20 protein-coding genes and 2 riboswitches are annotated in these 26590 nt (G+C 70.5%); of the genes, 7 read left to right on the top strand and 13 right to left on the bottom strand.

Translation table 11 applies throughout. The features are described from left to right. Nucleotides 1-2 precede the first annotated feature (2 nt). The 8 genes from QE392_RS13670 to QE392_RS13705 all read right to left on the bottom strand — a co-directional run bounded on the left by QE392_RS13670 (nt 3) and on the right by QE392_RS13705 (nt 10196). Nucleotides 3-2195 carry an ABC transporter ATP-binding protein gene (locus QE392_RS13670; protein ID WP_307452651.1) on the bottom strand — a complete coding sequence of 731 codons (2193 nt, stop codon included), beginning with the start codon at nt 2193-2195 and terminating at the stop codon, nt 3-5. Next, nucleotides 2188-3111 (bottom strand): ABC transporter permease, encoded by a 924-nt coding sequence (locus QE392_RS13675; RefSeq protein WP_307452654.1) that lies wholly within the window; start codon nt 3109-3111, stop codon nt 2188-2190. The genes QE392_RS13670 and QE392_RS13675 overlap by 8 nt, the downstream gene beginning before the upstream one ends. Before the next feature lies 1 nt (nt 3112). Continuing rightward, nucleotides 3113-4093, bottom strand: coding sequence for an ABC transporter permease (locus QE392_RS13680; RefSeq protein ID WP_307452656.1), 981 nt, complete (start codon nt 4091-4093; stop codon nt 3113-3115). Nucleotides 4094-4315: 222 nt separating this feature from the next. Continuing rightward, entirely contained in the window at nt 4316-4864 is a 549-nt protein-coding gene (locus QE392_RS13685) for a PH domain-containing protein (RefSeq protein WP_307452658.1), read from the bottom strand. A gap of 38 nt (nt 4865-4902) precedes the next feature. Beyond that, entirely contained in the window at nt 4903-6561 is a 1659-nt protein-coding gene (locus QE392_RS13690; protein WP_307452660.1) for a dipeptide ABC transporter ATP-binding protein, read from the bottom strand. Further along, on the bottom strand, nt 6558-7508 hold the full coding sequence (locus QE392_RS13695; RefSeq protein WP_307452663.1) for an ABC transporter permease: 951 nt from the start codon (nt 7506-7508) through the stop codon (nt 6558-6560). Before QE392_RS13695 ends, QE392_RS13690 begins: the two co-directional genes overlap by 4 nt. Beyond that, nucleotides 7498-8427: an ABC transporter permease gene (locus tag QE392_RS13700; RefSeq protein WP_307452665.1), complete on the bottom strand. Its 930-nt coding sequence runs from the start codon at nt 8425-8427 to the stop codon at nt 7498-7500. The genes QE392_RS13695 and QE392_RS13700 overlap by 11 nt, the downstream gene beginning before the upstream one ends. Nucleotides 8428-8573: 146 nt before the next feature. After that, nucleotides 8574-10196 carry a peptide ABC transporter substrate-binding protein gene (locus QE392_RS13705; protein WP_307452667.1) on the bottom strand — a complete coding sequence of 541 codons (1623 nt, stop codon included), beginning with the start codon at nt 10194-10196 and terminating at the stop codon, nt 8574-8576. 165 nt (nt 10197-10361) lie between these two features. Here QE392_RS13705 and QE392_RS13710 point away from each other — a divergent pair, with 165 nt between their 5' ends. Beyond that, nucleotides 10362-11228, top strand: a complete 867-nt coding sequence (locus QE392_RS13710) for a CPBP family intramembrane glutamic endopeptidase (protein WP_307452669.1) — start codon at nt 10362-10364, stop codon at nt 11226-11228. A 3-nt stretch (nt 11229-11231) separates the two neighbouring features. Here the strand turns inward: QE392_RS13710 and QE392_RS13715 are convergent, their stop codons facing one another. The 5 genes from QE392_RS13715 to QE392_RS13735 form a co-directional block, all read right to left on the bottom strand. Further along, entirely contained in the window at nt 11232-13073 is a 1842-nt protein-coding gene (locus QE392_RS13715; RefSeq protein ID WP_307452671.1) for an ABC transporter substrate-binding protein, read from the bottom strand. 22 nt (nt 13074-13095) lie between these two features. Further along, nucleotides 13096-16005 carry an aminomethyl-transferring glycine dehydrogenase gene (gene gcvP, locus QE392_RS13720; RefSeq protein WP_307452673.1) on the bottom strand — a complete coding sequence of 970 codons (2910 nt, stop codon included), beginning with the start codon at nt 16003-16005 and terminating at the stop codon, nt 13096-13098. Continuing rightward, complete coding sequence (gene gcvH / locus QE392_RS13725) at nt 16002-16376, bottom strand: glycine cleavage system protein GcvH (RefSeq protein ID WP_307452677.1); 375 nt, start codon at nt 16374-16376, stop codon at nt 16002-16004. The genes gcvP and gcvH overlap by 4 nt, the downstream gene beginning before the upstream one ends. Beyond that, the gene (locus tag QE392_RS13730; RefSeq protein WP_307452680.1) at nt 16373-17671 is read right to left on the bottom strand and encodes a glycine cleavage system aminomethyltransferase GcvT; all 1299 of its coding nucleotides are present in this window, start codon (nt 17669-17671) and stop codon (nt 16373-16375) included. The genes gcvH and QE392_RS13730 overlap by 4 nt, the downstream gene beginning before the upstream one ends. A gap of 48 nt (nt 17672-17719) precedes the next feature. Further along, nucleotides 17720-17823: riboswitch (glycine riboswitch) on the bottom strand. Then, nucleotides 17824-17918: riboswitch (glycine riboswitch) on the bottom strand. Between the two features lie 224 nt (nt 17919-18142). Continuing rightward, nucleotides 18143-19318: a MarP family serine protease gene (locus QE392_RS13735; RefSeq protein WP_307452682.1), complete on the bottom strand. Its 1176-nt coding sequence runs from the start codon at nt 19316-19318 to the stop codon at nt 18143-18145. Between the two features lie 396 nt (nt 19319-19714). Between QE392_RS13735 and QE392_RS13740 the strand changes: the two genes are divergently transcribed. The 6 genes from QE392_RS13740 to QE392_RS13765 are packed head-to-tail and all read left to right on the top strand — an operon-like array spanning nt 19715 to nt 26357. Then, nucleotides 19715-20440 (top strand): NUDIX hydrolase, encoded by a 726-nt coding sequence (locus QE392_RS13740; protein ID WP_373426475.1) that lies wholly within the window; start codon nt 19715-19717, stop codon nt 20438-20440. 11 nt (nt 20441-20451) lie between these two features. Then, on the top strand, nt 20452-21783 hold the full coding sequence (gene nadA / locus QE392_RS13745; RefSeq protein ID WP_307452686.1) for a quinolinate synthase NadA: 1332 nt from the start codon (nt 20452-20454) through the stop codon (nt 21781-21783). Then, nucleotides 21780-23468 carry an L-aspartate oxidase gene (nadB, locus tag QE392_RS13750; RefSeq protein ID WP_307452689.1) on the top strand — a complete coding sequence of 563 codons (1689 nt, stop codon included), beginning with the start codon at nt 21780-21782 and terminating at the stop codon, nt 23466-23468. The genes nadA and nadB overlap by 4 nt, the downstream gene beginning before the upstream one ends. Then, nucleotides 23462-24319 (top strand): carboxylating nicotinate-nucleotide diphosphorylase, encoded by an 858-nt coding sequence (nadC, locus tag QE392_RS13755; protein WP_307452692.1) that lies wholly within the window; start codon nt 23462-23464, stop codon nt 24317-24319. The genes nadB and nadC overlap by 7 nt, the downstream gene beginning before the upstream one ends. Next, entirely contained in the window at nt 24316-25446 is a 1131-nt protein-coding gene (locus tag QE392_RS13760) for a cysteine desulfurase family protein (protein WP_307452694.1), read from the top strand. The genes nadC and QE392_RS13760 overlap by 4 nt, the downstream gene beginning before the upstream one ends. Then, entirely contained in the window at nt 25443-26357 is a 915-nt protein-coding gene (locus tag QE392_RS13765; protein WP_307452697.1) for a glycosyltransferase family 2 protein, read from the top strand. The genes QE392_RS13760 and QE392_RS13765 overlap by 4 nt, the downstream gene beginning before the upstream one ends. Nucleotides 26358-26590: the final 233 nt, after the last annotated feature.

Raw genomic sequence — 26590 nt, forward strand, 5'->3', positions numbered from 1 at the left:
GATCATTCCTCTCGTTGGTGATCGGTGAGGGCCCCCGGCGACGTGGTGCCGTCGGTCGGGGACGTTCGGGGGGATGTGGCCGTCGCCGTCTCGAAGACGAGGTCGGACCGTTCGGCGTAGTGGCACGCCACCCGCGAGTGCGCCTGTGGGCGCAGTCCCGGGTCGTCGGAGTCGCACCGGCGCCGGTCGGCGTCGGGCAGCAGGCGGTACAGCGGGCACCGCGTGCGGAAACGGCATCCCGAGATCTCCTGCGTGGGGCTCGGCAGGTCGCCGTCGAGCAGGATGCGGGTGCGCCCCCGCTCGATGCGCGGGTCGGGGATGGGCGCGGCCGAGATGAGCGCCTTGGTGTACGGATGCCGGGGGTCGTCGAACACCGCGTCGACCGGCCCCTGCTCGACGATGCGTCCGAGGTACATGACCGAGACGTCGTCGGCGATCTGGCGTACGACGGCGAGGTCGTGCGCGACGAAGAGGAACGACAGCCCGAGACGTTCCTTGAGGTCTTCGAGCAGGTTGATGACACCGGCCTGGATGGACACGTCGAGGGCCGAGACCGGCTCGTCGAGGATGACGACGGCGGGGTCGGTGGCCAGCGCTCGGGCGATGCCGATGCGCTGGCGCTGACCGCCCGAGAACTCGTGCGGGTAGCGGTCGGACATCGCCGGGTCGAGGCCGACGAGTTCCAGCAGCTCCGTCATCTTGGCGTCGCGCTCGGCCCGCGGGACCCCCTGCACCAGAAGCGGCTCGGTGATGACCTCGCCCACCGGAAGGCGCGGGTCGATCGCGCCCATCGGGTCTTGGAACACGATCTGGATGCCGCGCCGCAGTGCGGCCTTCTCTTTCCGGCTGACGCTCGCGACGTCGGTGCCGTTGATGCGGATCGAGCCGCCTTGAGGGGCGATCATCTCCATGATCTCGAGGATCGTCGTGGTCTTGCCGCAGCCGGACTCCCCCACCAAGCCCATGGTGCGCCCGGGCTGGATGGAGAACGAGATGCCGTCGACAGCGCGGACGGTGCCGATCCGGCGCGGGAAGACGGCGCCCTTCATGAGCGGGAAGTGCTTGGTGAGGTCGGCGACCTCGACCGCGGGCGTCACGTCGGGCCGCGGCGGCGGCACCTCGCCGAGCGCCTCGGGTCGGGGGAAGATCTCGGGCCGGGCGAGAGCCCCGGAGGCGATCTCGTCGGCGCGGATGCAGGCGGCGACGTGGTCGGCCATTACCCCGTGGGCCACGAGCTCCGGCTCGACCTCGCGGCACGCGTCGATCGCGATGGGGCACCGCGCGGCGAACGGGCAGCCCGTCGGCAGGGCGGCCAGGGACGGCGGCCGACCCTCGAGAGGGACGAGGCGGTGCGAGCCCGCGGTGCGCATGTTCGGCACCGAGCGCAGCAGTCCCACGGTGTAGGGCATGTGGGGGTCGTGGAAGATCTCGTCGACCGAGCCCCGCTCGACGAGCGTGCCGGCGTACATGACTCCGACGCGGTCGGCGTGACCGGCGACGACGCCGAGGTCGTGCGTGATGAGCACGACGGCCGCTCCCGTCACCTCGCGCGCCTTCTGCAGCACCTCGAGGATCTGCGCCTGGATCGTCACGTCGAGGGCGGTCGTGGGCTCGTCGGCGATGATCACGCGCGGATCGTTGGCGATCGCCATCGCGATCATGGCCCGCTGGCGCATCCCACCCGAGAACTCGTGCGGATACGCACGCGCCCGCCGCTCGGCATCCGGGATCCCGACGAGCTTGAGCAGCTCGACGCTGCGCGCGTGCGCGGCCTGCGCACTCAGGGCGCGGTCGTGGAGGCGCAGCCCCTCGGAGATCTGATCGCCGACGGTGTAGACCGGGGTCAGCGCCGACAGGGGGTCTTGGAAGACCATGGCCAGTTCCGCGCCGCGGATCTTCGACAGCTGCGCGTCGTTCATCGACAGCAGCGACCGGCCGTCGTAAAGGATGTCGCCCTCGACGCGGGCGTTCGAGGGCAGCAGACCCATCACGGCGAGAGACGACACGCTCTTGCCCGAGCCGGACTCGCCCACGATGCCGAGGAACTCCCCCTCGTGCACGTCGTACGAGATGCCGCGCACCGCGCGCACCTCGCCGCCCTCGCGCTGCGGGAAGGTGACGCTGAGGTCGCGCACCGAGAGCAGCGGAGTGCGTCCGGTCGTCGACAGCAGAGTGGCGGATCGGGTGTCAGTCACGGTTCGCTCCCGAGGTGGGGTCGATGGCGTCGCGCAGGGCGTCGCCGATGAGGCTGATGGCCAGGAGCAGCACGATCAGCACCCCGGCGGGGTACACGAACAGCCACGGGCGGGTGACGGCGGCCGACGTGCCCGCCGAGAGCAGCGTGCCCAGCGACACATCGGGCGCCTGCACGCCGAAGCCGAAGTAGCTGAGTGAGGTCTCGGCCATGATCGCTGCGACGATGCCGAGGGTCGCGTCGATGATCAGCAGCGACGCGATGTTCGGGATGATGTGCTTCGCCAGGATCTTGCGGGTCGGCATCCCCATGTACCGCGCGGCGCGCACGAAGTCGCGGTTGCGGAGGGAGCGCGTCTGATTGCGCACGACCTGCGCCAGGATCATCCAGCTGAACACCGCCAGGAAGAACGTCAACGCGAGCCACGACAGGCCGCGCGTCAGCGGGCTCAGCAGCACGAGGATGAAGAACGAGGGGATGACGAGCAGCAGGTGGATGACCCACCCGATGACGGCGTCGACCTTGCCGCCGACATAACCGGCGAGAGACCCGACGGCGGCCGCGATGAGGGTGGCTCCGACACCGGCGAGGGCACCGATGATGAGGGACTTCTGCAGGCCGACAAGGGTCTGGGCGTAGATGTCCTGCCCAATGCCGTTGGTGCCGAACCAGTGCAGCTGCGTCGGCCCGAGGCCGACGTTGAGGAAGTCTCGCTGCGTGGCGTCGTAGGGATAGAGCAGCGGACCGATGAACGCCCACAGCACGATGAAGACCAGGATGCCGGCGCCCACCCAGAAGCGCGGCATCTTCTTGAGGCGCGCGCGGACGAGTGCTCCGCGCGACAGCGGCTTGCGTTCGCGGGTGACGGGGCTGGTCGCGACGAGCGTGCCGTCGAGAGCCTCTTCTTGCATTGTCATGTCAGCTCCGGACCCTCGGGTCGAGGGTGGCGTAGAGGATCTCCGACAGCGTCGAAGAAATGAGGACGAGGATGGCGACGAACAATGTCGACCCCGCCACCGCGTTGATGTCCTGCTGCGTCACCGCCTGCAATTGGAATTGCCCCATGCCGCGCCACGAGAAGACGATCTCGAGCATCGCGGACCCGGCGATCAGCGTGCCGAAGCTGTAGGCGAAGAATGTCGACATCGGAATGAGGGCGATGCGGACGCCGTGACGGAACAACGCCTTCGTGCGCGGCAGGCCCTTCGCGCGCGCGGTGCGGATGTAGTCGGCACCGAGCACGTCGAGCATCATGCTGCGCTGGTACCGCGAGAAGGAGGCGGCGCTGACCAGGACGAGCGCGATGGTCGGCAGCAGCAGGTGCACGGCCCGGTCGGCCAGCATCGGCCAGAACCCGTCGATTCCGGCGGTGTACTCACCGGTGAAGCGGATGACCTGCGTCCCGAGGACGTTGTTGAACGACGTCGCCCCGATCATCAGCAGGACGCCGACGACGAAGGTGGGTGTCGCGAAGATGAGGTACGACGAGTAGGTCGTGATCTGGTCGCTCGCACGGTACTGCCGCACAGCACCGAGCACGCCGATCAGCACGCCGAGGATGGCGCCCAGGATCGACCCGATCAGCAACAGCCGCAGGCTTGTCCCGGCGCGCACGGCGATCTCGGACATCACGTCCTGACCGCCGATGGTGGTGCCGAGCGAGAACCTCGTGAAGAGGTTCACGAGCCAGTTCCACAGGCGCACGATGATCGGCACGTCGGGGTTGGCGCCCAGCGCGTCGAGGCTGGCGATGATCGACTCCTCCGGCGGGCGCGGGTTCATGCCGTAGAAGCGATCCTGGGGGCGCAGCAGCGCGCTGCCCAGCACGTACGCGAGACACGTGGCCAGCAGGCTCAGGACGGCGTAGTTCAGGAACCGTCGCAGAACATACAGCGTCATGAGGAGCGCGAGCTCGTCCGCGTGGGGTCGGTGTTCTGCGTCATGCTGGTCCTCTCGCCGTCGAGACCCCCGCCGAATATTTCGCCTGGCTAAAGGATCTCCAGAGACCCTACGTCGCCATCTTCGCGAGTCATGCGCCGGGGGGACACACTTTTCACGACCGTAACAAAGCCCTTACATGGCGCTTTGTCTTGTGCGATGCCGTTCAGCGCAGCACTGCGCTCAGCGGACACCGCCCGAAATGAACAAAGCGATAATAACCCACAGGATCAGCGCCAGCAGGGAAACCACCGAGGGAATGTCCCAAAAACGATGAACCGCGCCGTCCGCGGGGGCGACCTCGCGCGCCGCCTCCCAGGCATCCTGGATGACGACGAGATCGCGGATCGCGGGCGGTTCACGCCTGTCGCGCTCGGCGTCGCGACGGAGCGGCGGACGACCCGGGCGTCCGGCGACCGGCCCTCCGAAGGCCCGGTACACCCGCGGCTCATCGGTGTGCACGCGCAGCTGCCACTGCAGGTCGATCTCCCGCACGCGCGCCCACGCGATGGCGGTCACGCGAAGAGGATTGTGGATGCGGACACCCTCGCCGTCGATGCGCACGTGCGGCGCGAACAGCACGGCGTAGACGGCCCACACCGCCAACAGCAGCCAGGGGGCGATCAACAGCATCTCCCCCACGCCGGCGCGCAGCGCGGCATCCCCCAGAAGAACGAGGGCCAGCGCCACCGCGACGATGAGCCCGATGACGGAAGACGGGGCGCGGAACACCCGTGGGTGTTCCGCGCCCCGGAAGCGCTCGTCGCGCGTCACACGCCCCCCAGCGACAGGGAGGCACCGGGAATGGCGTCGAGCAGGCGACGGGTGTACTCCTGCGAGGGCTGGGCGAAGATCTCGTCGACCGTGCCCTGCTCCACGAGCTTGCCCCGCTCCATCACGCACACCAGGTCGGCGGCCACGCGGACCACGGCGAGGTCGTGCGTGATGAACAGGTAGGTGAGACCGAGCTCGCCTTGCAGCTCCGCGAGCAACTGCAGGATCTGCGCCTGCACCAGCACGTCGAGCGCCGACACGGCCTCATCGAGCACGAGGATGTCGGGCTTGAGCGCGAGCGCGCGTGCGATCGCGACGCGCTGACGCTGGCCGCCCGAGAGCTCATTCGGATAGCGGGACGCCAGTTCCTGCGGAAGGGCGACCTGCTCGAGCAGCTCCTTCACACGCGCACGACGCGAGGCGGTATCGCCCACTTTGTGGATGCTCAACGGCTCGGAGATCAGGCTGCCGATGCTGCGCAGCGGATCGAGCGATCCGTAGGGGTCTTGGAAGACCGGCTGCATCCGACGGCGCAGCGCGAAGGTGTCCTTCGCATTGAGCGTCCCCGTGTCGACGCCGTCGACCTCGATGGTGCCCGCGGTGGGGTCCTCCAGCTTGAGCAGCATCTTGGCGATCGTGGACTTGCCCGACCCCGACTCGCCGACGAGGGCCAGCGTCTTGCCGCGCGGGATCTCGAACGACACCCCGTCGACGGCGCGGAACCGCTCGCTGCGGAAGCCGCCCTGACGGATCTTGTACTCCTTGACCAGGTCGGTCACCTTGACCGTCGCCGGCGCGGAGATGTCGGCTTCGTGCAGGATGCCGCGATCCTCCACGCGCGCCTGGATGCGCTTGGAGGCGATGCTCGGCGCCGCCGCGACCAGGCGCTGCGTGTACGGATGCTGCGGGTTCTCGAGGATCTCGCGGCTCGGACCCGACTCGACGATCTCGCCCTGGTTCATCACGACGATGGTGTCGGCGCGCTCCGCGGCGAGTCCCAGGTCGTGCGTGATGAGCAGCACCGAGGTACCGCGCTCCCGGGTGAGGGAGGCCATGTGGTCGAGGATGACGCGCTGCACCGTGACGTCGAGAGCCGAGGTCGGCTCGTCGGCGATCAGCAGCTTCGGATCGGCGGCCAGGCCGATGCCGATCAGCGCCCGCTGGCGCATACCGCCGGAGAACTGGTGCGGGAACTGGTGCAGACGTCGCTCGGCGTCGGCGAGACCGGCCTGCTTCAGCACCTCGATGGCGCGCTGCTCGACCTCTTTGCGGCCGGTGGCGATCCCGTTGGCGCGGATGGCCTCCTTGACCTGGAACCCGATGCTCCACACGGGGTTGAGGTTCGACATCGGGTCCTGCGGGACGTAGCCGACCTCACGACCGCGGACGGCCTCCATCTGCGTCAGCGACAGGTCGGTGAGCTCGCGACCCTCGAGGGTGATCGAGCCGCCGGTGACGTGACCGGTTCCGGGAAGGAGGTTGATGATCGCCGAGGCGGTCGTCGACTTGCCCGACCCCGACTCCCCCACGATGGCGAGGGTCTCACCGGGGTGGATGTCGAGGCTGACGCCGTGCAGCACCTCTCGCGAGGTCTTGCCCGCATCGAAGGCGACCTTGAGGTCGCGGATGCTGAGCAGGGGTGTCGTGGTGTTCATCGACGTGCCCTCGCCTTCGGGTCGAGGGCGTCGCGCAGCAGCTCGCCCAGGATGATGAACGCCAGGACCGTGACGGTCAGGGCGATCGAGGGATAGATGAGCGCCATCGGCGCCACGCGCAGCGACGACTGCGCCTGCCCGATGTCGAGGCCCCACGACATGACCTGGCTGCCCAGGCCCAGACCCAGGAACGACAGCGTCGCCTCCGCGGAGATGGCCGCGCCGAGGGTGATCGTGGTCACGACGATGACCGGCGCCAGGGCGTTCGGCAGCGCGTGCGACAGGAGCGTCCGGAAACGCGAGAGCCCGAGCGAGCGACTGGCGGTGATGTAGTCCGCCTGCCGGACGCGCAGGATCTCGGCACGCACCACACGGGCGGTCGACGCCCACGCGAAACCACCGATCGCGAACGCGAGCACGAGCGGAGTGCGGTTCTGCGAGAACACGCTCATCACGACGATGGCCGCGAGCACGTAGGGGATGGTGAAGAAGATGTCACCGACGCGCGACAGCAGCGAGTCCAGCCATCCGCCGTAGAAACCGGCGATGGAACCCATGATGGTGCCGATGATCGTGCCGATCGCGGTCGCCAGGAAGCCGACGAGCAGCGACGTCCGCGCGCCCCAGACGATGCGGGCGTAGATGTCGCAGCCCTGCAGTGTGAAACCGAGGGGGTGACCGGCGGTCGGCCCGGCGTTGCTGTTCGACAGTGCGCAGCCCGCGCCCGAGGGCTCGACCTGCGTGAACAGGGTCGGGAACAGGGCCATCAGGACCACGACGAACACGACCGCCGAGGTGATCCAGAACGTCGGGCGGCGGCGCATGTCGCGCCACGCGTCGGACCAGAGGCTGCGCGGCTTGTCGTCGACGCGGACGGCGTCGACGGTGACCACGGCGTCGCGCACGGGAGCGACGTAGTGCGGAGTGGGGAAGCGGTTACTTGGCATAGCGGATCCTCGGATCGAGCAGACCGTAGAGCAGATCGACGACGAGGTTGATCAGCACGTAGAAGACGACGAAGACCGTCACGAACGATACGACGGTCGGGCCCTCCTGACGGATGGTCGCCTGGTAGAGCGTTCCGCCCACGCCGGGGATGTTGAAGATGCCCTCGGTCACGGTGGCGCCGACCATGAGCACGCCGAAGTTGGTCGCGCTATTGGTGATGACCGGGATGAGCGAGTTGCGCAGAACGTGCACCGGGATGACGCGACGGCGCGGAAGACCCTTGCTGTAGGCGGTACGCACCCAGTCCTGGTTCAGCGTGTCGATGACGGAGGCGCGCGTCAGGCGCATGCTGGTGGCGTACAAGCTGAAACCGAGCACGAGCGCGGGCAGCCACAGGTCGCCCCAGTTGTTCTGACCGCCGACGGTGGCGCGGAACCAGCCGAACTGGATCGCCAGGAAGTACTGCGCGATGAAGGCGAGGACGAACACCGGCACGGCGACGAACACGAGGGCGATGACGAGCGAGACGTTGTCGAAGACACCGCCCTTGCGCAGTGCCGAGATGGTTCCGATGATGATCGCCAGCGAGAGTTCGATGGCGATCGCCATGACTGCCAGTCGCAGGGTGACCGGGATGGCGCGGACCAGGATGTCGTTGACCGGCTGGCCCGAGAAGCTGATGCCGAAGTCGCCCTGGAGCACGCCGGTGATGTAGTAGAAGTACTGCACGATGAACGGATCGTTCAGGTGGTACTGGTCGCGGATCTGCTCGAGCAGGGCCGGGTTGGGGGTGCGGTCGCCGAACAGCGCCAGGATCGGGTCGCCCGGCATGGCGAAGACCATGAAGTAGATCAGCAGCGTCGCACCGAAGAACACGGGTATGACCTGCAGAAGTCTTCGGAGGATGTAGTAGCCCACCCTCGTCTCCCTTCGGGGGTGAATGGGTGCCTCGGATAGGGCACCGTACGAAAGCCGCGCACGGCTGGTGAACAGTGCGCGGCCGGGACACACCACACGAGGCGGTGACTGGTGTCACCGCCTCGCGGGTGTGTGATCAGGCGATGTTAGCCGACCTTGGTGATCTCGTGGAACAGCGGGACAGAGTTCCAGCCGAACTCCACGTTCTGCACCGTCTCGGCGTATCCGCCGGTCACGTTCGAGTACCACAGCGGGATGGCCGGCAGGTCCTCGAAGAGCACGGTCTGCGCCTGGCCGAAGTACTCGTTGGCCTGGGCGAGGTCGGTGCTGGAGATGCCCTCCGCCAGCAGACGGTCGAACTCGGGGTTGGAGTAGTCGCCGTCGTTCGAGCCCGCGTTGGTGGCGTACAGCGGTCCGAGGAAGTTGTACAGACCGGGGTAGTCGGCCTGCCATCCGCTGCGGAACGGGGTCGAGATGGTGCGGTTGTTCACCTGGGCGCGCAGCTCGGCGAAGGTCGGGTAGGGAGCGCCCGACGCGTCGATGCCGAGGTTGGTGGCGAGCTGGTTCGAGATGGCGTCGACCCACTGGTCGTGGCCGCCGTCGGCGTTGTACGCGATCTGGAACGAACCGGTCCACGGCGAGATGGCATCGGCCTGGGCCCACAGTTCCTTGGCGGTGTCGACATCGAACTGCAGGACATCCGAGCCCTCGAGGGAGTCGGACCACCCGTCGATGACCGGCGAGGTGAAGTCGGTCGCCGGCGTGCGGGTGCCCTGGAAGATCGTCGAGGTGATCTCTTCGCGGTTGATGGCGTGCGAGATGGCGGCGCGACGCAGCTTGCCCTCTTCGCCCGAGAAGTGCTCGAGGCGGGCGGGGATGGTGAACGACTGGAACACCGCGGCAGGCTGGTTGACGGCACGCTCGCCCAGGTCGGCCTCAAAGGTGGCGAGGGCGGACGGGGGCACGGCGTCGAGCACGTCGAGCTGACCACCCTGGAGGGCGGCGTAGGCGGCATCCTGCGATGCGTAGAAGGAGATCGTCAGACCGCCGTTCTGCGCCTGACGCACGCCCTGGTAGTCCTCGTTCTTGACGAGGTCGATCTGCACGTTGTGCTGCCAGGCGCCCTCGCTCGCGAGCTTGTAGGGGCCGTTGCCGACGGGGTTCTCACCGAACGCGTCGAGATCGTCGAACGCGACGTCGGGCAGCGGGTAGTACGCCGAGTAGCCCAGGCGCAGCGCGAAGTCGGAAGCCGGCTTGTTCAGCGCGATCGTGAACGTGTAGTCGTCGACCTGCTTCAGGCCGGTGAGCTCGCTGTCCGCGTCGTAGCTGAAGCCCTCGATGTCCTCGAAGAAGTAGCTGTTGTACTGCTCGTTGGAGGCCAGGGCACCGTAGTTCCACGCCTTGATGAAGTTGTCGGCCGTGACCTCTTCACCATTGGTGAAGGTCTGACCCTGCTTGATCTTGACGGTGAGGTTCTGCGGGTCGTCGACCGTGATCTCTTCGGCCATGTCGTTGACCGGCGCACCATTGGCTTCGTACGACACGAGACCGGCGAAGATGGCGTCCAGGATCTTGCCGCCACCGGTCTCGTTGGTCGAGGTGGGGATCAGCGGGTTCTCGGGCTCGGATCCGTTGGTCGTGATGATCGCCGACGCGTCGGCCGATCCGTTGTCGCCCGAGTCGCCGCCACCACCGGAGCAGCCGGCGAGCGCGAGCCCGACGACGCCCAGCAGAGCGAGACTGGTCAGGGCAAGCTTGTTGCGCTTCACAGTTCCTCCAGGGAAGTGATGAATGGGCCCCGCGGGGAACACTCGGACGGCTCACACACGTGCGAACGTCTCCGGGGGCAGGATAGGAACACCCTAGGCAGAGTGAACGTCGTGCCCCTCATCGAGCACGCAAACGTTACAAAGGCTTTACTCACGAGGCGATGTATGTGGCAATCTGATCCGACACCGGCATCCACCGCCGGTCCCTTCCCCTCCCCCCTCGATCGCTCGAACGGGTACGCCCGAAGACGACTGGCGTGGGAGGTCGTCCTCGTCCTCCTGGTGAGCGTCGGCCAGTCGGCGATCTACTCGGTGGTGTCGTTCGTGCGCTCGACGACCCGGGCGCCGATCTCCCAGCAGCAGACGCAGTTGAACCCCTCCCGCAGCGCCGAGCCGCTGTGGGATGCGATCTACCAGTTCCTCGACATCTTCTTCTCGCTGACGCTCGTGGCCCTGGCGATCTACCTGCTCTGGGAATCGGCGAACAACGCGCTCCGGCGCATCGGCCTCGATTTCCGCCGCTTCGGGTCGGACGTGCTGCGCGGGGTCGCGCTCGTGCTGCTCATCGGCGTTCCGGGCATCGGGGTGTACGCCATCGGTCGGGCGATCGGCCAGAGCATCACGGTCGTTCCCGCACCGCTCGACTCGTCGTGGTGGGTGATCGCGCTGCTCGTCCTCGCGGCACTGCGGGCGGGACTGACCGAGGAGGTCATCTTCCTGGGCTTCCTGTTCGACCGCCTCCGCCGTCTGGGCTGGTCGTGGACGGGCGTCATCGTCTCGACGGCGCTGCTGCGCGGCAGCTATCACCTGTACCAGGGGTGGCCATCGGCGCTCGGCAACGTCGTCATGGGTCTGGTGTTCGGGTGGTGCTACAAGCGCTGGGGACGCGTCATGCCCCTGGTCGTGGCGCACACCGTCATCGACATCGTCGCCTTCGTCGGTTATCCGCTCGCCGCCGCGTGGTGGCCGGGGATCTTCGCCCCGCCCAGCCCGTCGGGGACACCGACCCCGTCGCCCTCGCCGACGACCTGACCCTCAGGGCGAAGGCGCGGACCAGGTCCAGAAGGCGGGCGGCACCCCGTCGGGCTCGGACGTGTAGTCCACTCCCCCGACGCCGTCGGCCGTGGCCACCGCGCCCGTGCGCTCGAGGAGCGGCACCCCCGCGAACGCCGAGAAGAGCGACCGGTCGATCTCCTTCGCCTCGGCGAGGACGTCCACGGGATCGGTGTGCACGGTGAGCTGCGCGAACAGCTCGTCGGTGTCCGGACCGTCGACGCCCTCCGCCAGCCGGTCGCGCGCCGACCGGTACAGGCTCTCGTCCTCCCCGACCCAGGACAGCGTGGCATCCGGGGTGTCCTCGGCGGTGGCGGCACGCACCGCGATGCCGGCGCGCGCCCCCATCGAGACCAGGCGCGGGAACACCTGGGACGACACCTCGTCGGTCGCGTCGTAGGCGACGCGAAGGACGGCGGCGCGGTCGCCGAGCGCGCTGCGGGCCGCGTTCACGTCGCTTCCCGTGCCTGGTGCACCGTTGCCCGCGATCAAGTCGGCGTACAACTGTCCTGTGGCCGAGGACGACAGGAACGACTGCAGCGGCTGAGCGTCGGCGCGCAGCGGACCGAGCACGTCCTGCACGATCGACGAACGATCGATGGCCAGCGTCATGGCCTGACGCAGGTCGGCGGGCGTCCCGTCGGCGTAGCGCAGGTGGAGCGTCTGGGTCGTGGGGCCGACCTGCACCTGGTAGCCCGCGTCGGTGAGCGTCTCGCGCTCCACGACGTCGAGATCGCCGACGTTGGCGATGTCCACGACGCCCGCCTCGAGAGCCGACAGCTGCGCCGCCCGGTCGGGGAAGAACCGCACGACCAGGTTCTCGAGGCTGGGATAGTGCGCCCCCTGGTAGGACTCGCGCCGGACGAGCGTCAAGGAATCGGCGTCCGATTCGCCGACCGTCCACGGGCCCGCGGACACCACGCCGGCCGGATCGACGGGAGTGTCGGCGGGAACATCGAACCCGGTGTTCCACGCTTGCGCGGCTGCGGCCAGCACAGGATTCGGCTCGACCGGGTCGAGCGGATTGCCCTCGGGGGCCGTCAGGATGGCCGTGATCAGGTCTTGCACGCTCACCCCGGCGCGCTCGGCGACGACGTGCACCGGTCGGTCGAGCAACCACTGACGGTTCCAGTCCGCGAAGGGCTGGTCGTAGACCAGGGTGAGGGTGTCGTCGGACCGGTCGATGCGGGGTCGAGACGTGCGCGCGTTGGGGTCGGCGGGCATCGCGGTGTCGAAGTAGCGCGTGCCCGAGACGATCTGCCCCGCCGCGTCGTACGTGGCGTCGTCGAAGAAATGCGACGACACCGCCCAGCCGAACAGGAGGTCGTCCAGGCTCACCGGCGTGCCGTCGGACCACACGCGATCGGGGAACAGCTCGTAGCTCACCGTCAACGGGTCGCCCTGCACGCGGGTGATGCGCCCCAGACCGTCGTTGGGGACGACCTGCAGGTCACCGTCGAGCGACCCCAGCTTCTCGTCGAGCAACGCGGCCACCGCGCGATTCGCCGGGGTGTTCCCCGCGGTGCTCGCGGGATTGAAGCTGGTCAGCGTACCGACCACGCCGACCGTCAGCGTGGTCGGCGGGGCCTCCTCCACGGTCTCGGGCGCGGGCTCCGACGCCGAGCAGCCGGCGAGGGCGACCGCGGCGGCCGCGAGCAGGCCGACGAAGCGTGTCGCGCCTCGTCGTCGTCGAGTCGGTCGAGAATCCTGATTCAGCCCGTGGTGCACACGGGGAACCCTACTAAACGCCCCCTGTGCGAATCCGGGGTGGGCGACCTCGCCGAGAAGCGCGTGGCGACCGCCCCCGAAGGGAGCGGTCGCCACGTCTCGGTATCGACCGAACGCCTCAGGCGAAGGCCTCCGGCGGGGGGCACGAGCAGACGAGGTTGCGGTCGCCGTACGCCTGATCGATGCGGCGCACGGGCGGCCAGTACTTGCCGCGGACGAGCGAACGCACCGGGTACACGGCGGTCTCGCGCGAGTACGGGTGCTCCCACTCGCCGACGACCACCGTCTCGGCCGTGTGCGGGGCGTTGACGAGCGGGTTGTCGTCAGCGGGCCACTCCCCCGCGGCGACGGCGAGCGCCTCGTGCTTGATCGCGATCATGGCATCCACGAAACGGTCGAGCTCGGCGAGGTCTTCGCTCTCTGTCGGCTCCACCATCAGGGTGCCGGCGACCGGGAACGACATCGTGGGCGCGTGGAAGCCGTAGTCGATGAGGCGCTTGGCCACGTCGTCCACGGTCACGCCCGTCTGCTCCTTCAGCGGCCGCAGGTCGAGGATGCACTCGTGCGCGACGAGCCCGCCCTCACCCGCGTAGAGCACCGGGTAGTGATCGCGCAGGCGTGCGGCGATGTAGTTGGCCGAGAGCACCGCGGCGGCGGTCGCCTGGCGAAGGCCCTCCGCGCCCATCATCCGCACGTAGGCCCACGAGATGGGCAGGATGCCGGCGGAGCCGTGCGGTGCAGCCGACACGGGGCCGCCGTCGAAGACGCCTCCCGCATGGTCGGCGCGCTGCGAGAACGGGTGCGACGGCAGGAACGGCGCCAGGTGCGCCTTCGCCGCCACCGGACCCACGCCGGGGCCGCCGCCGCCGTGCGGGATCGCGAACGTCTTGTGCAGGTTGAGGTGCGACACGTCGCCGCCGAGGTCGCCGAACCGGGCGAAGCCGAGCAGCGCGTTGAGGTTCGCACCGTCGACGTAGACCTGGCCGCCGGCGTCGTGCACGGCCTGCGTGATCTCGAGCACGTCGTGCTCGTACACCCCGTGGGTCGAGGGGTACGTGATCATCAGGGCCGACAGCGCCTCGGCGTGCTGCGCGATCTTTGCCCGCAGATCGTCGAGGTCGACGTTGCCGGCCTCGTCGCACGCGACGACGACGACCTTCATCCCCGCCAGGATCGCGGACGCGGCGTTGGTGCCGTGCGCCGACGACGGGATGAGGCACACCGTGCGCTCGGCGTCGCCGTTCGCGAGGTGGTAGCCGCGGATGGCGAGAAGGCCCGCGAGTTCGCCCTGCGAGCCCGCGTTCGGCTGCAGCGACACCGCGTCGTACCCGGTGACCTCGGCGAGCCAGCGCTCGAGCTGCTCGATCATCTCGAGGGAGCCCAGCACATCGGCCTCGGGGGCGAACGGGTGCACGCGCGAGAACTCCGGCCACGAGACCGCGGCCATCTCGGTCGCCGCGTTCAACTTCATCGTGCACGAGCCGAGCGGGATCATGCCGCGGTCGAGCGCGTAGTCACGGTCGGCGAGCGACTTGAGGTAGCGCATCATCGCCGTCTCGCTGCGGTGCGCGTGGAACACGGGGTGCGTGAGGTACTCGTCGTCGCGGTGCAGCGACTCGTCGACGCCGCGCAGGGCGACGCCCTCGGGCAGGTCCACCGCCGCCGGGCCGAAGGCCCCGGAGCCGAAGCCCGCGAGCCCGAACGCGTCGAGCACGGCGGCGATGTCGGCATCCGTCGTCGTCTCGTCGACCGAGACGCCGACCGTCGCGTCATCCACCCACAACAGCTGGTAGCCGCGCTCACGGGCACGGTCGACCACGTCTTGCGCGCGGCCCGGCACGTGCACGCGCACGGTGTCGAAGAAGGCGTCCGAGACGAGGGTCAGGTCGTACGAGCGGAGAGCGGATGCCAGGGCGTCGGCCTTCCGCGCGACGCGCGTCGCGATGCCCTTGAGCCCCTGGGGGCCGTGGTACACCGCGTACATCGCGGCCATGACGGCCAGCAGCACCTGGGCGGTGCAGATGTTGGACGTGGCCTTCTCGCGGCGGATGTGCTGCTCACGCGTCTGCAGCGACAGGCGGTAGGCGGGGGCGCCGACGGCATCCTGGGACACGCCGACGAGACGGCCCGGGAGCTGGCGCTCAAGGCCCGCGCGCACGGCCATGTAGCCCGCGTGCGGACCGCCGAAGCCGAGCGGCACGCCGAAGCGCTGGGTCGTGCCCACCGCGACGTCGGCGCCGAGCGCGCCCGGAGACCGCAGCAGGGTGAGGGCGAGCAGGTCGGCCGCGGCGACGACGAGGCCGCCCGCGGCGTGGACCGCCTCGGCGACGGCCGAGAAGTCCCACACCCGGCCGGTGGCGCCGGGGTACTGCACGAACGCGCCGAACGCCTCGGGCAGGTCGCCGTCGAACGAGGTCTCAACGATGCGGATACCTACGGCCGCGGCGCGGTGGTGCAGCAGCGCCTTGGTCTGCGGCAGGGCGTCGACGTCGACGAGGAAGACGTCGGTCTTGGCCTTCGACGCGCGGCGGGCGACGAGCATTCCCTCGACCACGGCGGTGGACTCGTCGAGCATCGAGGCGTTCGCCGTGGCGAGGCCCGTCAGGTCGGTGACCATGGTCTGGAAGTTGATGAGCGCCTCGAGGCGCCCCTGCGAGATCTCGGGCTGGTAGGGCGTGTAGGCGGTGTACCAGGAGGGGTTCTCGAGCACGTTCCGCGCGATCACCGACGGCGTGAACGTGTCGTAGTAGCCCAGACCGATGAGCGGGCGCGCCGACCGGTTGGCGGAGGCGAGCTCACGCAGCTCCGCGAGTGCCTCGGCCTCGGTCGCGGCGGGCGGAATCGAGCTCGTCGGCCGCGGCTGCACATGGATGGATGCCGGGACGGCGGTCTCGACGAGCGCCTCGACGCTGTCGTACCCGACGACCTCGAGCATGCGGGCCTGCGCTGCGGCGTCGACGCCGATGTGGCGATCCGTGAAGGCGGCCGGGGTCCCGGCATCCGTGCGGGAGGGGAGGACGGAGGTCATGCGGTGAGCTCCTCGTAGGCGGCGCGATCGAGCAGATCGCCGGGCAGGTCGCCCTCGACGCGGATCTTGATGAGCCAGCCGCCGACGAACGGCTCGGCGTTCACGAGCGACGGATCGTCGACCACGGCGTCGTTCACCTCGACGACCGTGCCGGAGAGCGGCGCGTAGAGCTCGCCCACCGACTTCGTCGACTCGATCTCGCCGCACACGTCGCCCGCGGTGACCGCGGAGTCGGCGCCGGGGAGCTCGACGAACACGACGTCGCCGAGCTTCTCGGCGGCGAAGTCGGTGATGCCGACCGTCGCGATGTCGCCGTCGAGGGCGATCCACTCGTGCTCGGAGGTGTAGCTGAGGGCGGTGAGATCGGTCATGCGTTTCTCCGGTAGAAGGGAAGGGCGGTGACGGTCGCGGGAATGCGGGTTCCGCGCACGTCGATGGTCAGTTCGGTGCCGGGGGCGGATGCCGCGGGGGCGACGAACGCCATCGCGACGGGGTGGCCGAGGGTGGGGCTCAGCGCCCCGCTGGTGATCTCGCCGACGGCGTCGTCACCCTGCAGGACGGTGTAACCGGCGCGGCCGGCGCGTCGGCCCGCGGACGCGAGCCCGACGAGCACGGGGGCGTCGGACGGGGCGGACGCGAGACCGTCCTTTCCGACGAACGCCTCTTTGTCGACGGCGACGGCGCGGCCGAGACCGGCCTGGGCGGGCACGATGTCGCGCGAGAGCTCGTGCCCGTACAGGGGCATACCGGCTTCGAGACGCAAGGTGTCGCGCGCAGCCAGGCCGCAGGGCACCAGCCCCTCGGGCTCCCCGGCGGCGAGCACGGCGTCCCAGAGCGCACCCGCCTGCACGAGCGGGATGAGCAGCTCGTACCCGTCCTCGCCGGTGTAACCGGTGCGTGCCACGAAGAGCGACGCGCCCTCGAACGTGCCGTCGGTCCAGGCGTAGTAGCCGAGCGCATCGAGGGCGGTGCCGGTGATCTCGACCCCCGGGGTGGAGCTCAGGATGCCGCGAGCCTTGGGGCCCTGGAGGGCGATGAGGGCGCAAGAGTCGGTGACGTCTTCGACGCGGAGGCCGGTGGAGCCGGCGACGACGGCGAAGGAGCGGGGCGCGGTCCCTTCGACGGGCTCAGGGACCTCGGTTGCGGCGCCAGCAGAGGTGGCGTCAGCAGCGGCCGTGGCGGAGGCGGCGGTCGCGGAGGCGGCGGTCGCTGAGGCGGCGGTCGCTGAGCCTGTCGAAGGGTCCGACGCCGGGGCCCACGTGCGCTGCGCCGCGTCGAACGCCGCCGCCACGGCATCCCGGTTCGACGCGTTCGCGATGACGAGGAAGTAGTCCTCCCCGGTGCGGTAGACGATCACGTCGTCGACGATCCCCCCGCTCTCGGCCAGGACCAAGGAGTACTTCGCCTTGCCGACCTTCATCGTCGAGATACGGCCGGCGAGCACGTAGTCGAGGAAGTCCCCGGCGCGACCGCCCTGCACCCAGAACTCCGCCATGTGCGAGATGTCGAACAGGCCGGCAGCCTGGCGCACGGCGTGGTGCTCGGCGAGGTCGGAGGTGTAGCGCACGGGCATGTTCCAGCCGCCGAAGTCGGTGAACGAGGCGCCGAGGGCCTCGTGCCGGTCGTGCAGCGGAGAAGAGCGGGGCGGAGCAGGGATGTCGGTCATGAGTTCAGCCGTTCGCGAGGACGGACAGACGCCGGGCGACGCCTGAAGAACTCCCCCTCTGTCATGAGCCTGAGAGTTTCGTCGCGCGTCGTGCGTGACTTTCACCGTCGGCGGACCCGGCGCCGTGCACCCGGATCACTTTCCAGAGTGGCCCGATCGACGCGGTACGCGTACCTGAGAGATTGGCGGGGAGGCTTGCTCCTTCGGTGCCCGGCAGTGTTCGCCGGAGCTCTCCCGCATCGATCATGGGGCCGGTGTGGACTTGTGGGGTCAGCCTACCGGAGCGGTGGGCCGGGGTGAGCATTCCGGTGCACCGGATGGGGTGCGGCTGATCCCGCTCGTCGGACCGCGCGCGGCCGGGCCGCGGGTGCGCGGCGGCGAGGCCGGGCGGCGGACTCCACCGCCGGCCGGCCGCGGGTGCGCGGCGGCGAGGCCGGGCGGCGGACTCCACCGTGCGCGCGGGGCGCGACCTCAGCCTCGCGTGCAGCTACCGGACGCCACGGGGGCGGAGAGCGCGTCGATCTGCGCCAGCACGGGCTCGAGCTCGACAGGCGTCATGGCGTACCCGACGTTGTCGTCGGTGTCCGAGCGGGCGAAGACCAGACCCGCGATCTCGCCGCTCGTCGTGAGCAGCGGGCCACCCGAGTTGCCGGGACGCACGATCGCGGCGAGCGCGTAGATGTCGCGCGGCGACGAGGAGGAGTCGTAGATGTCGGGGACGGGCACGGTGCCCTCGGAGAGCACCTGGGCGCTTCCGGAGGTGAAGGGACCACCGCCCGGGTACCCCTGCACCACGGCGGACGACCCGACGCTCAGGGTCGACGCGAGCGGAAGAGGCGCGGCATCCAGCTGATCGACGGCGATGACGGCGACGTCGTCGATCGGGTCGAAGTACACCACCCTCCCCTCGCGCGCGGGTCGACCGGGAAGCTCCACGACCGGGGTGTCCACGCCGGCGACGACGTGCGCGTTCGTGACGACGCGGTCGGCGGCGACGACGAAGCCGGACCCGCTCGAGGTCACACCGCACGCGTATGCGGTGCCCGAGATCCGGGCCACCGACTGAGCGGCCTGGGCCAGCGCGGGGTCGTCGAGCGCGATCTGCGGTGTGCTCGGCACCGGACCGATCTGGATCAGCTGGCCGAGCCGCGGGATGCCCTCGGCGAAGACGGACCCGCGCAGATCGGCGAGGGCGCTGCGCACGGGCGCCGGGGTGAGGTCGTCGATCGTGCGGACGACAGCGGACGACCCGAGGGCAGCGGACACGCCGGGGACGCCGACGGGCACGAGCGAACCGGCCGCGAACGAGATGACGAGGGCGGCGGCGGCGAGGTTGACCACTCCGCCGAGGAGACGCTCGGGCACGCGCAGCTTGATGCGATCGGCCCCGCGGCGGAAGAAGCCGCCGACGGCGCTTCCGAGGCCCGATCCGATGAGCAGCAGCACGATGCCGGTGGCGATCATGGCCGGCCCGCGCCACATGGGCGACGTCACCCACTGTCCGACGAACGGCGTGGCCCAGTACGCCGCGATCGCCCCGAGCGCGAGACCGGCGAAGAAGCCGATCGTGGCGAGGAACCCGCGGGTGAGCCCCACGATGAGTGCGACCGCCAGAAGGGCGATCAGAACGATGTCGATGACCGGCATCCGACCTCCTGAGTGCCTTCCGAGACTAAGCCGCGGATCTGGGAGAACCCTTTCGGCGCGCGGGCTCTGCTCGCGGGTGGCCCCGGGGCGGCGGAAGTGGCCCCGGGGCCACCCACGAGCACCAGCCACGAACGACCCCGGCGCCACCCCCGGACTCCGATCCCACATGGCCCCGGGGCGACAGAAGTGGCCCCGGGACCACCCAGGAGCACCAGCCACGAACGACCCCGGCGCCACCCCCGGACTCCGATCACACATGGCCCCGGGGCGACAGAAGTGGCCCCGGGGCCACCCGCGCCCATTCGCCCAGCGCATCCGCCGCGCAACGCGACGATCGGCGGGATTCGCCCTTCGGGTCGCAATGACACTAAGATCGACGGCGGAGATATGGTCACCATGACACGAACCCCTCAGCCCGAGTCCCGCGACGCCGACGTGCGCGTCGCGGTGTCGACCGTGATCTTCAGCGTCCGCCGCGACGCGCACGACGAGCCCGTGCTCTCGCTCCCCCTCGTCCGCCGCACGCGCGACCCGTTCGATGGCCGGTGGGCGCTCCCCGGCGGTTGGCTCGACGCCACCGAAGAGCTCGACGTCGCGGCATCCCGCACTCTCGCCGAGACCACCGGACTCACGCCCAGCTACCTCGAGCAGCTGTACGCGTTCGGCGCCGTCGACCGCTCCCCCACGCGCGTCGTGTCGATCGTGTACTGGGCGCTGCTGCGCTCCGACGAGGTCGACGCGCAGGTCGCCGCGCACGCCCGCGGGGGCGACGCCCCCGAGAACGTCGAGTGGTTCGACGCCACCGACCTGCCGGCGCTCGCCTTCGACCACAACGACATCGTCGAATACACGCTGTGGCGCCTGCGCAACAAGGTCGGCTACAGCCGGATCGCCCACGGCCTGCTGCCCGACGAGTTCACCCTCGCGGACCTCCGCGAGGTGAACGAGACGATCCTCGGCAAGCGCCTCGACCCGGCCAACTTCCGCCGTCAGGTCGACACGTCCGACACGCTCATCCCGACCGACCGCTTCCGCACCGGAAGCCACCGCCCCGCTCGCCTCTACCGCTACAACCGCGATGTGGAGCTCGCCGACCGCGGCCCGCTCCCCACCCGTCACTGATCGGAACGCCCATGGCCGCCACCTTCCTCACCCTGCAGCCCCGCCCCGCGATCGACCCGAGCGTCGATCACGCGATCCAGGCGATCGTCTCGGGCGCGTCGACCGACGCGACCTGCACCGCCGATCTCGCCGTCGGCCCTTGGGACTTCGACACGCGTCCCGGGTACGGGCCGGGGTCGTCGATGGGCGACGTCATCCCCACAGGCGCACCCCGCCAGGGCGAGCTGCCGCAGGAGTACCGCGACGCGTCCGACGACGCCCTCGACGCGCGCATCCGTGCCGCGAAAGAGACGCTCGGCGACCGGGTCGTCGTGCTCGGGCACTTCTACCAGCGGGAAGAGGTCGTGCGTCACGCCGACTACGTGGGCGACTCGTTCCAGCTCGCGAACGCCGCCCTCGAGCACCCCGAGGCCGAGGCGATCGTCTTCTGTGGCGTCCACTTCATGGCCGAGACCGCCGACCTGCTGTCGCAGCCCGAGCAGGCCGTGATCCTGCCGAACCTCGCCGCCGGATGCTCGATGGCCGACATGGCCGACATCGACCAGGTGGAGGAGTGCTGGGAGCAGCTCGAAGACGTGCTGGGCGACCTGGAGACCCCGGATGCCGACGGCCTCGTGCCCGTCATCCCGGTGACGTACATGAACTCCAGCGCCGCCATCAAGGGCTTCGTCGGTCGCCACGGGGGCATCGTCTGCACCTCCTCAAACGCCCGCACGGTGCTGGAGTGGGCGTTCGCACGGGGACGCCGCGTGCTGTTCTTCCCCGACCAGCACCTCGGCCGCAACACCGCCAAGGCGATGGGCGTGCCGCTCGAGCAGATGCCGATGTGGAACCCCCGCAAGCCGCTGGGTGGCAGCGACGCGCAGACGCTGCAGGACAGCCGCGTCATCCTGTGGCACGGCTTCTGCTCCGTGCACCGCCGGTTCACGGTCGACCAGATCGACAGGGCCCGCGCCGAGCACCCCGGCGTCCGCGTGATCGTGCACCCCGAGTGCCCGATGGACGTGGTGGATGCCGCCGACGAGGCCGGGTCCACCGACCTCATCCGCAAGGCCATCGCCGCCGCCACCGAGCCGACCACCTTCGCCATCGGCACCGAGATCAACCTCGTGCAGCGTCTGGCCGCCCAGTATCCGCAGCACGAGATCTTCTGCCTCGACCCGGTGGTGTGCCCGTGCTCGACGATGTACCGCATCCACCCCGGCTACCTCGCCTGGGTGCTGGAGTCGCTCGTCGCGGGTGACGTCGTCAACCGCATCACCGTGCCGGCCGACGTCGCCGATCCCGCGCGCGTCGCTCTGGAGCGCATGCTCGCGGCCAAGCCGAACGGCGCCGTGAAGTGACCACGGTCGTCGTGGTGGGCAGCGGCATCGCCGGTCTCACGGCGGCACTGCACGCGGCGGAGAACGGATGCCACGTCACCGTCGTCACCAAGGGCGCCCTGGCCGACACCAATACGCGGTGGGCGCAGGGCGGTATCGCCGCGGTCACCCACCCCGCTGACACGACGGCGTCGCACGCCGCCGACACATTCACGGCCGGGGCGGGGCTGAACGACCCCGCGGCGGTGGACGTGCTCGTGGGCGAGGGCCCGGCCCGTATCGCGGAGCTCGTCACGCGCGGTGTCGACTTCGACCGCGCGCCCGACGGCGACTTCGCCCGGGGACTCGAGGCCGCGCACGCCGTTCCCCGGGTGCTGCACGCGGGAGGCGACGCCACAGGTGCGGAGATCCAAGCCGCGCTCGGTGCGGCGGTCCGCGCGGCGGGCATCCCCGTGCGAGAGCACGCCCTGCTCGCCGACGTGATCGTGCGCGACGGCCGGGCGGCCGGCATCCGCCTCGCCGACGGCGAGCGCCTCGACGCCGACGCGGTGATCCTCGCGACCGGTGGTGCCGGCCAGCTCTACGCGCACACGACGAACCCCGCCGGGGCGACCGGCGACGGCATCGCCGCCGCGATCCGCGCCGGAGCGGAGGTCGCCGATCTCGAATTCGTGCAGTTCCACCCCACGGCCCTCGCCGTCGGAGCACCCTTCCTCGTCTCCGAGGCCGTGCGCGGTGAGGGCGCGATCCTCATCGACGACGCCGGTCGTCGCTTCGCGTTCGATGCGCATCCCGATGGCGAGCTGGCTCCCCGAGACGTCGTGGCGCGCGCCAACGCCCGTGCGATGGCCGCCCAGGGCGGGCGCCCCGTGCGCCTCGATGCCACGGCGCTGGGCTCCGAGCGGCTCGCCCGGCGCTTCCCGACGATCGACGCCGCCGTGCGCGAGCGCGGTCTCGACTGGGCGAGCGAGCCGATCCCCGTGACTCCCGCGGCGCACTACCTGATGGGCGGCGTCGTCACCGACCTCGACGGACGCACCACGGTGCCGGGCCTGTACGCGGTCGGAGAGACCGCCCGGACAGGCGTGCACGGCGCGAACCGACTGGCATCCAATTCGCTCCTCGAGGGGGCCGTCTTCGGCGCCCGCGCGGGCGAGGCGGTCTCGCGCGGTGGTGGCTGGCCCGTCGGAGCGGCTGAGACCGCGGTGCCCGGATCGGTTGCCGCCGTCGACGCCCCGCCGTTCTCCCGCGCGGCGCTGCAGCAGCTCATGTGGGCCGAGGCGGGGCTCGTCCGCAACGCCGCAGGTCTCGACCACGCGGCCGGCGTGCTGGCCGCGTGGAGCGCCGGAACCACACCCCGCTCGATCGAGGACGCGAATCTGCTGCTCGTCGCCGCCCAGGTCGTCGCCGCCGCCCGGGCGCGGGCGGGCTCGGTGGGGGCGCACCATCGATCGGATGCCCCGGATACCGGGACCCCGGTGTCGCCCGCCCCTGCTCTCACCGCCGCGGGCGCTCGAACCGCCGCGGGCGCTCGAACCGACGCGGGCACTCGAACCGCCGCGGGCACTCGAACCGACGCGGGCACTCGAACCGACGCGGGCGCGGACTCCCGCGACGGGCGCCGCGCCACCGTGCCGGCCGCCGACGACGCGAGCCCCGTCCAACCGGCATCCCGCCCCCGTCCTGAGGAGGTCCTCGCATGCTGACCCGAACCGCCATCCACCGTGTCGTCTCGGCCGCCCTGGAGGAGGATGCGCCGTGGGGTGACCTGACGAGCGAGACGCTGATCCCCGCGGGGGCCACGGCCCGTGCGGAACTCGTCGCCCGCGTCGAGGGTGTGTTCAGCGGAGCGGCGGTGTTCGCCGCGGCCTTCACGCTCACCGACCCGACGATCACGGTCGAACAGCGGGTCGCCGACGGACACCGCTTCGCACCGGGTGACACGCTCGCCGTCGTCACCGGACCCGCGCGCGCGGTCCTGACGGCCGAGCGGATCGGGCTGAACTTCGTGCAGCGGATGTCGGGGATCGCGACCCTCACCAGCCGGTACGTGGCGGAGGTCGCGCACACGGGCGCGCGCATCGCGGACACCCGCAAGACCACGCCCGGCCTGCGCGCGATCGAACGCCAGGCCGTGCGCGACGGCGGCGGTCACAACCATCGCTTCTCGCTCTCAGATGCCGTCATGGCCAAGGACAACCACCTCGCCGTTCTGACCGCGAGCGGCCTGACGGTCACGCAGGCGCTCGAGAGCGCGATCGCGCGCCTGCCGCACACGACCCACGTCGAGGTCGAGGTCGACCGCCTCGACCAGATCGACGCGGTGCTCGCCGCGGGCGTCGGCACGATCATGCTCGACAACTTCTCGCTCGACGACCTGCGCACCGGCGTGGCCCGCATCGCCGGAGCCGCCCAGATCGAAGCCTCCGGAGGGGTCACCCTCGAGACGGTGCGCGCGATCGCCGAGACGGGCGTCGACGTCATCTCCGTCGGCGCGCTCACCCACTCGGCGCCCGCGCTCGATCTGGGCCTGGACATCCAGATCGAGACCGCGTGAGCCTCTACCTCGACAACGCCGCCACGACGCCGGTGCGCCCCGAGGTGCTCGAGGCGATGGCGCCGTATCTCACGCGGTTCTTCGGCAATCCGTCGAGTCACCACGAGGTGGGCGAGGTCGCGGCATCCGCTCTCGACGACGCACGCGCGCGCGTGGCGGCGGTGCTCGGAATGCGCGCGAGCGACGTCATCTTCACCTCCGGCGGTACCGAGTCGAACAACGCGGCGATCAAAGGACTCGTGCTCGGCTCCGGGCGACGGCACCTGATCACGACGGCGATCGAGCACGAGTCCGTTCTCGCCTCGGCCGACTATCTCGCGCGACTGCACGGCGTGGCGGTGACGCACGCGCCCGTCGACGGCACCGGCACGCTGACGCCCGCGGCGCTGGGCAGCGCGCTCCGCGACGACACGGCGCTCGTCAGCATCGGATACGCCAACAACGAGATCGGCACGGTCCAGGATGCCGCCGCCCTCGCCGCCGTCGCGCACGAGCGGGGCGTCGCGGTGCACCTCGACGCCGTGCAGGCGGCCGGGTGGCTGCCCCTGTCGGGGTTGGGGGCGGATGCCGTGACCGTCGCCGGGCACAAGATCGGTGCCCCCAAGGGCACGGGAATCCTGGCCGTCCGCGGTCGGCTTCCCTTCGAACCGCTGATGCACGGCGGCGGGCAGGAGCGCGGGCGCCGCTCGGGTACGCCCGATGTCGCCGGTGCGGTCGCCATCGCCCGCGCTCTCGAGCTCGCCGAAGCGGAACGAGTCGACGAGGCCGAGCGCGTCTCCGCACTGCGCGACGCCTTCATCGCCCGGGTGCTCGCGCTGATCCCCGATGCGCGGCTGACGGGGCATCCGACCCGGCGACTGCCGGGCACAGCGAGCTTCGTGTTCCCCGGCACGAACGGCGAGACCGTCCTGCTCGAACTCGAGCGCCGCGGCGTCGTCTCGTCGAGCGGGTCCGCGTGCGCCGCGGGGAGCGAGGAGGCATCGCACGTCCTTCTCGCCATCGGCGTCGACCGCGACGAGGCGCGCACCGCGGTGCGCTTCACCCTGCCGCACGGACTCACGGCATCCCTCGACCCGGTGGCCGACGCGGCCGCAGCCGCCGTTTCGGCCGTAGGATCGCGCGGGTGAACTCCCGCGCGGTCACCGTCATCGTTCCTGGCTTCGACGTCGCCGACTACGCCGACGAGGTGCTCGACTCCCTGCGCGCGCAGACCCACGAGCACTGGACCGCCGTCCTCGTCGACGACGCCTCGACCGACGCCACGACCCGCATCTTCGCCGATGCCGCGGCCGTCGACCCGCGGTTCCGCTTCGTCCGTCACGACTCCCAGCGGGGTCTCGGCGCCGCCCGCAACACGGGCCTCGCCCTCGTCGAGACCCCCTACACCGCCTTCCTCGACGCCGACGATCGGATGCGTCCCGACGCCCTCCACCGGCTGACCGACACGCTCGAGCGCACGGGAAGCGATTTCGTCGTGGGCGCCTACGTGCGCCTGCGACCGGATGCCGAGGGCACCGGCTACACGGCCGGAGACGTGCAGCCGTGGGTCACCGCTGCCACCGACCCGGCACGCGAGCGGACGACGCTGCGGGAGCATCCCGCGGCATCCGGCAACATCGTCGCCTGGTCGAAGGTGAGCCGCACCGCCTTCTGGGGCGCGCACGACCTGCGCTTCCCCGAGGGGCGCTACTACGAGGATCAGGTGCTCGCGCAGCGGATGTACACGCTGGCCGAGACCTTCGACGTGGTGCCCGACGTGGTCGTCGAGTGGCGGCAGCGCCGTGACGGGGGCTCGATCACCCAGCGACTCGGCGAGGTGGACGTGCTGCGCGACTACCTCGACGCGCTCGGGGAGGGTGTCGCGCTGCTGCGCGCGGCCGCTGCCGACGCGGCCGTGCGCGAGCGCGGAGCGCTCATCCGCACCCTGGACCTGCCGCCGCTGCTGAGCATCGCCGAGACCCATCCCGACCCCGCGTACCGCGTCGCCCTGGAGGCGTTCGTGGAGACGCTGCCCGACGGACACGGCGGGGGCGGCTGAGCCGGTCGAGGCTCCCGGCACCGGCGCCGCCTGACCCGTCGAGAGCCCCAGCGTCCTCCCTCGACGTGCGCTGAACAGCCCGACCACGACCGCACCCTCGGTGGCCGAGCCCGTCCGCGCCCGGGCACCGGCCAGTCGCGTCGAGAGCCCCGGCGCCCTCCCTCGACGTTCGCTGTACAGCCCCACCACGACCGCGCCCTCGGTGGCCGAGCCCGTCGACGCCCGGGCACCGG

Source organism: Microbacterium proteolyticum, from assembly GCF_030818075.1.
Classification (GTDB): Bacteria; Actinomycetota; Actinomycetes; order Actinomycetales; family Microbacteriaceae; genus Microbacterium; species Microbacterium proteolyticum_A.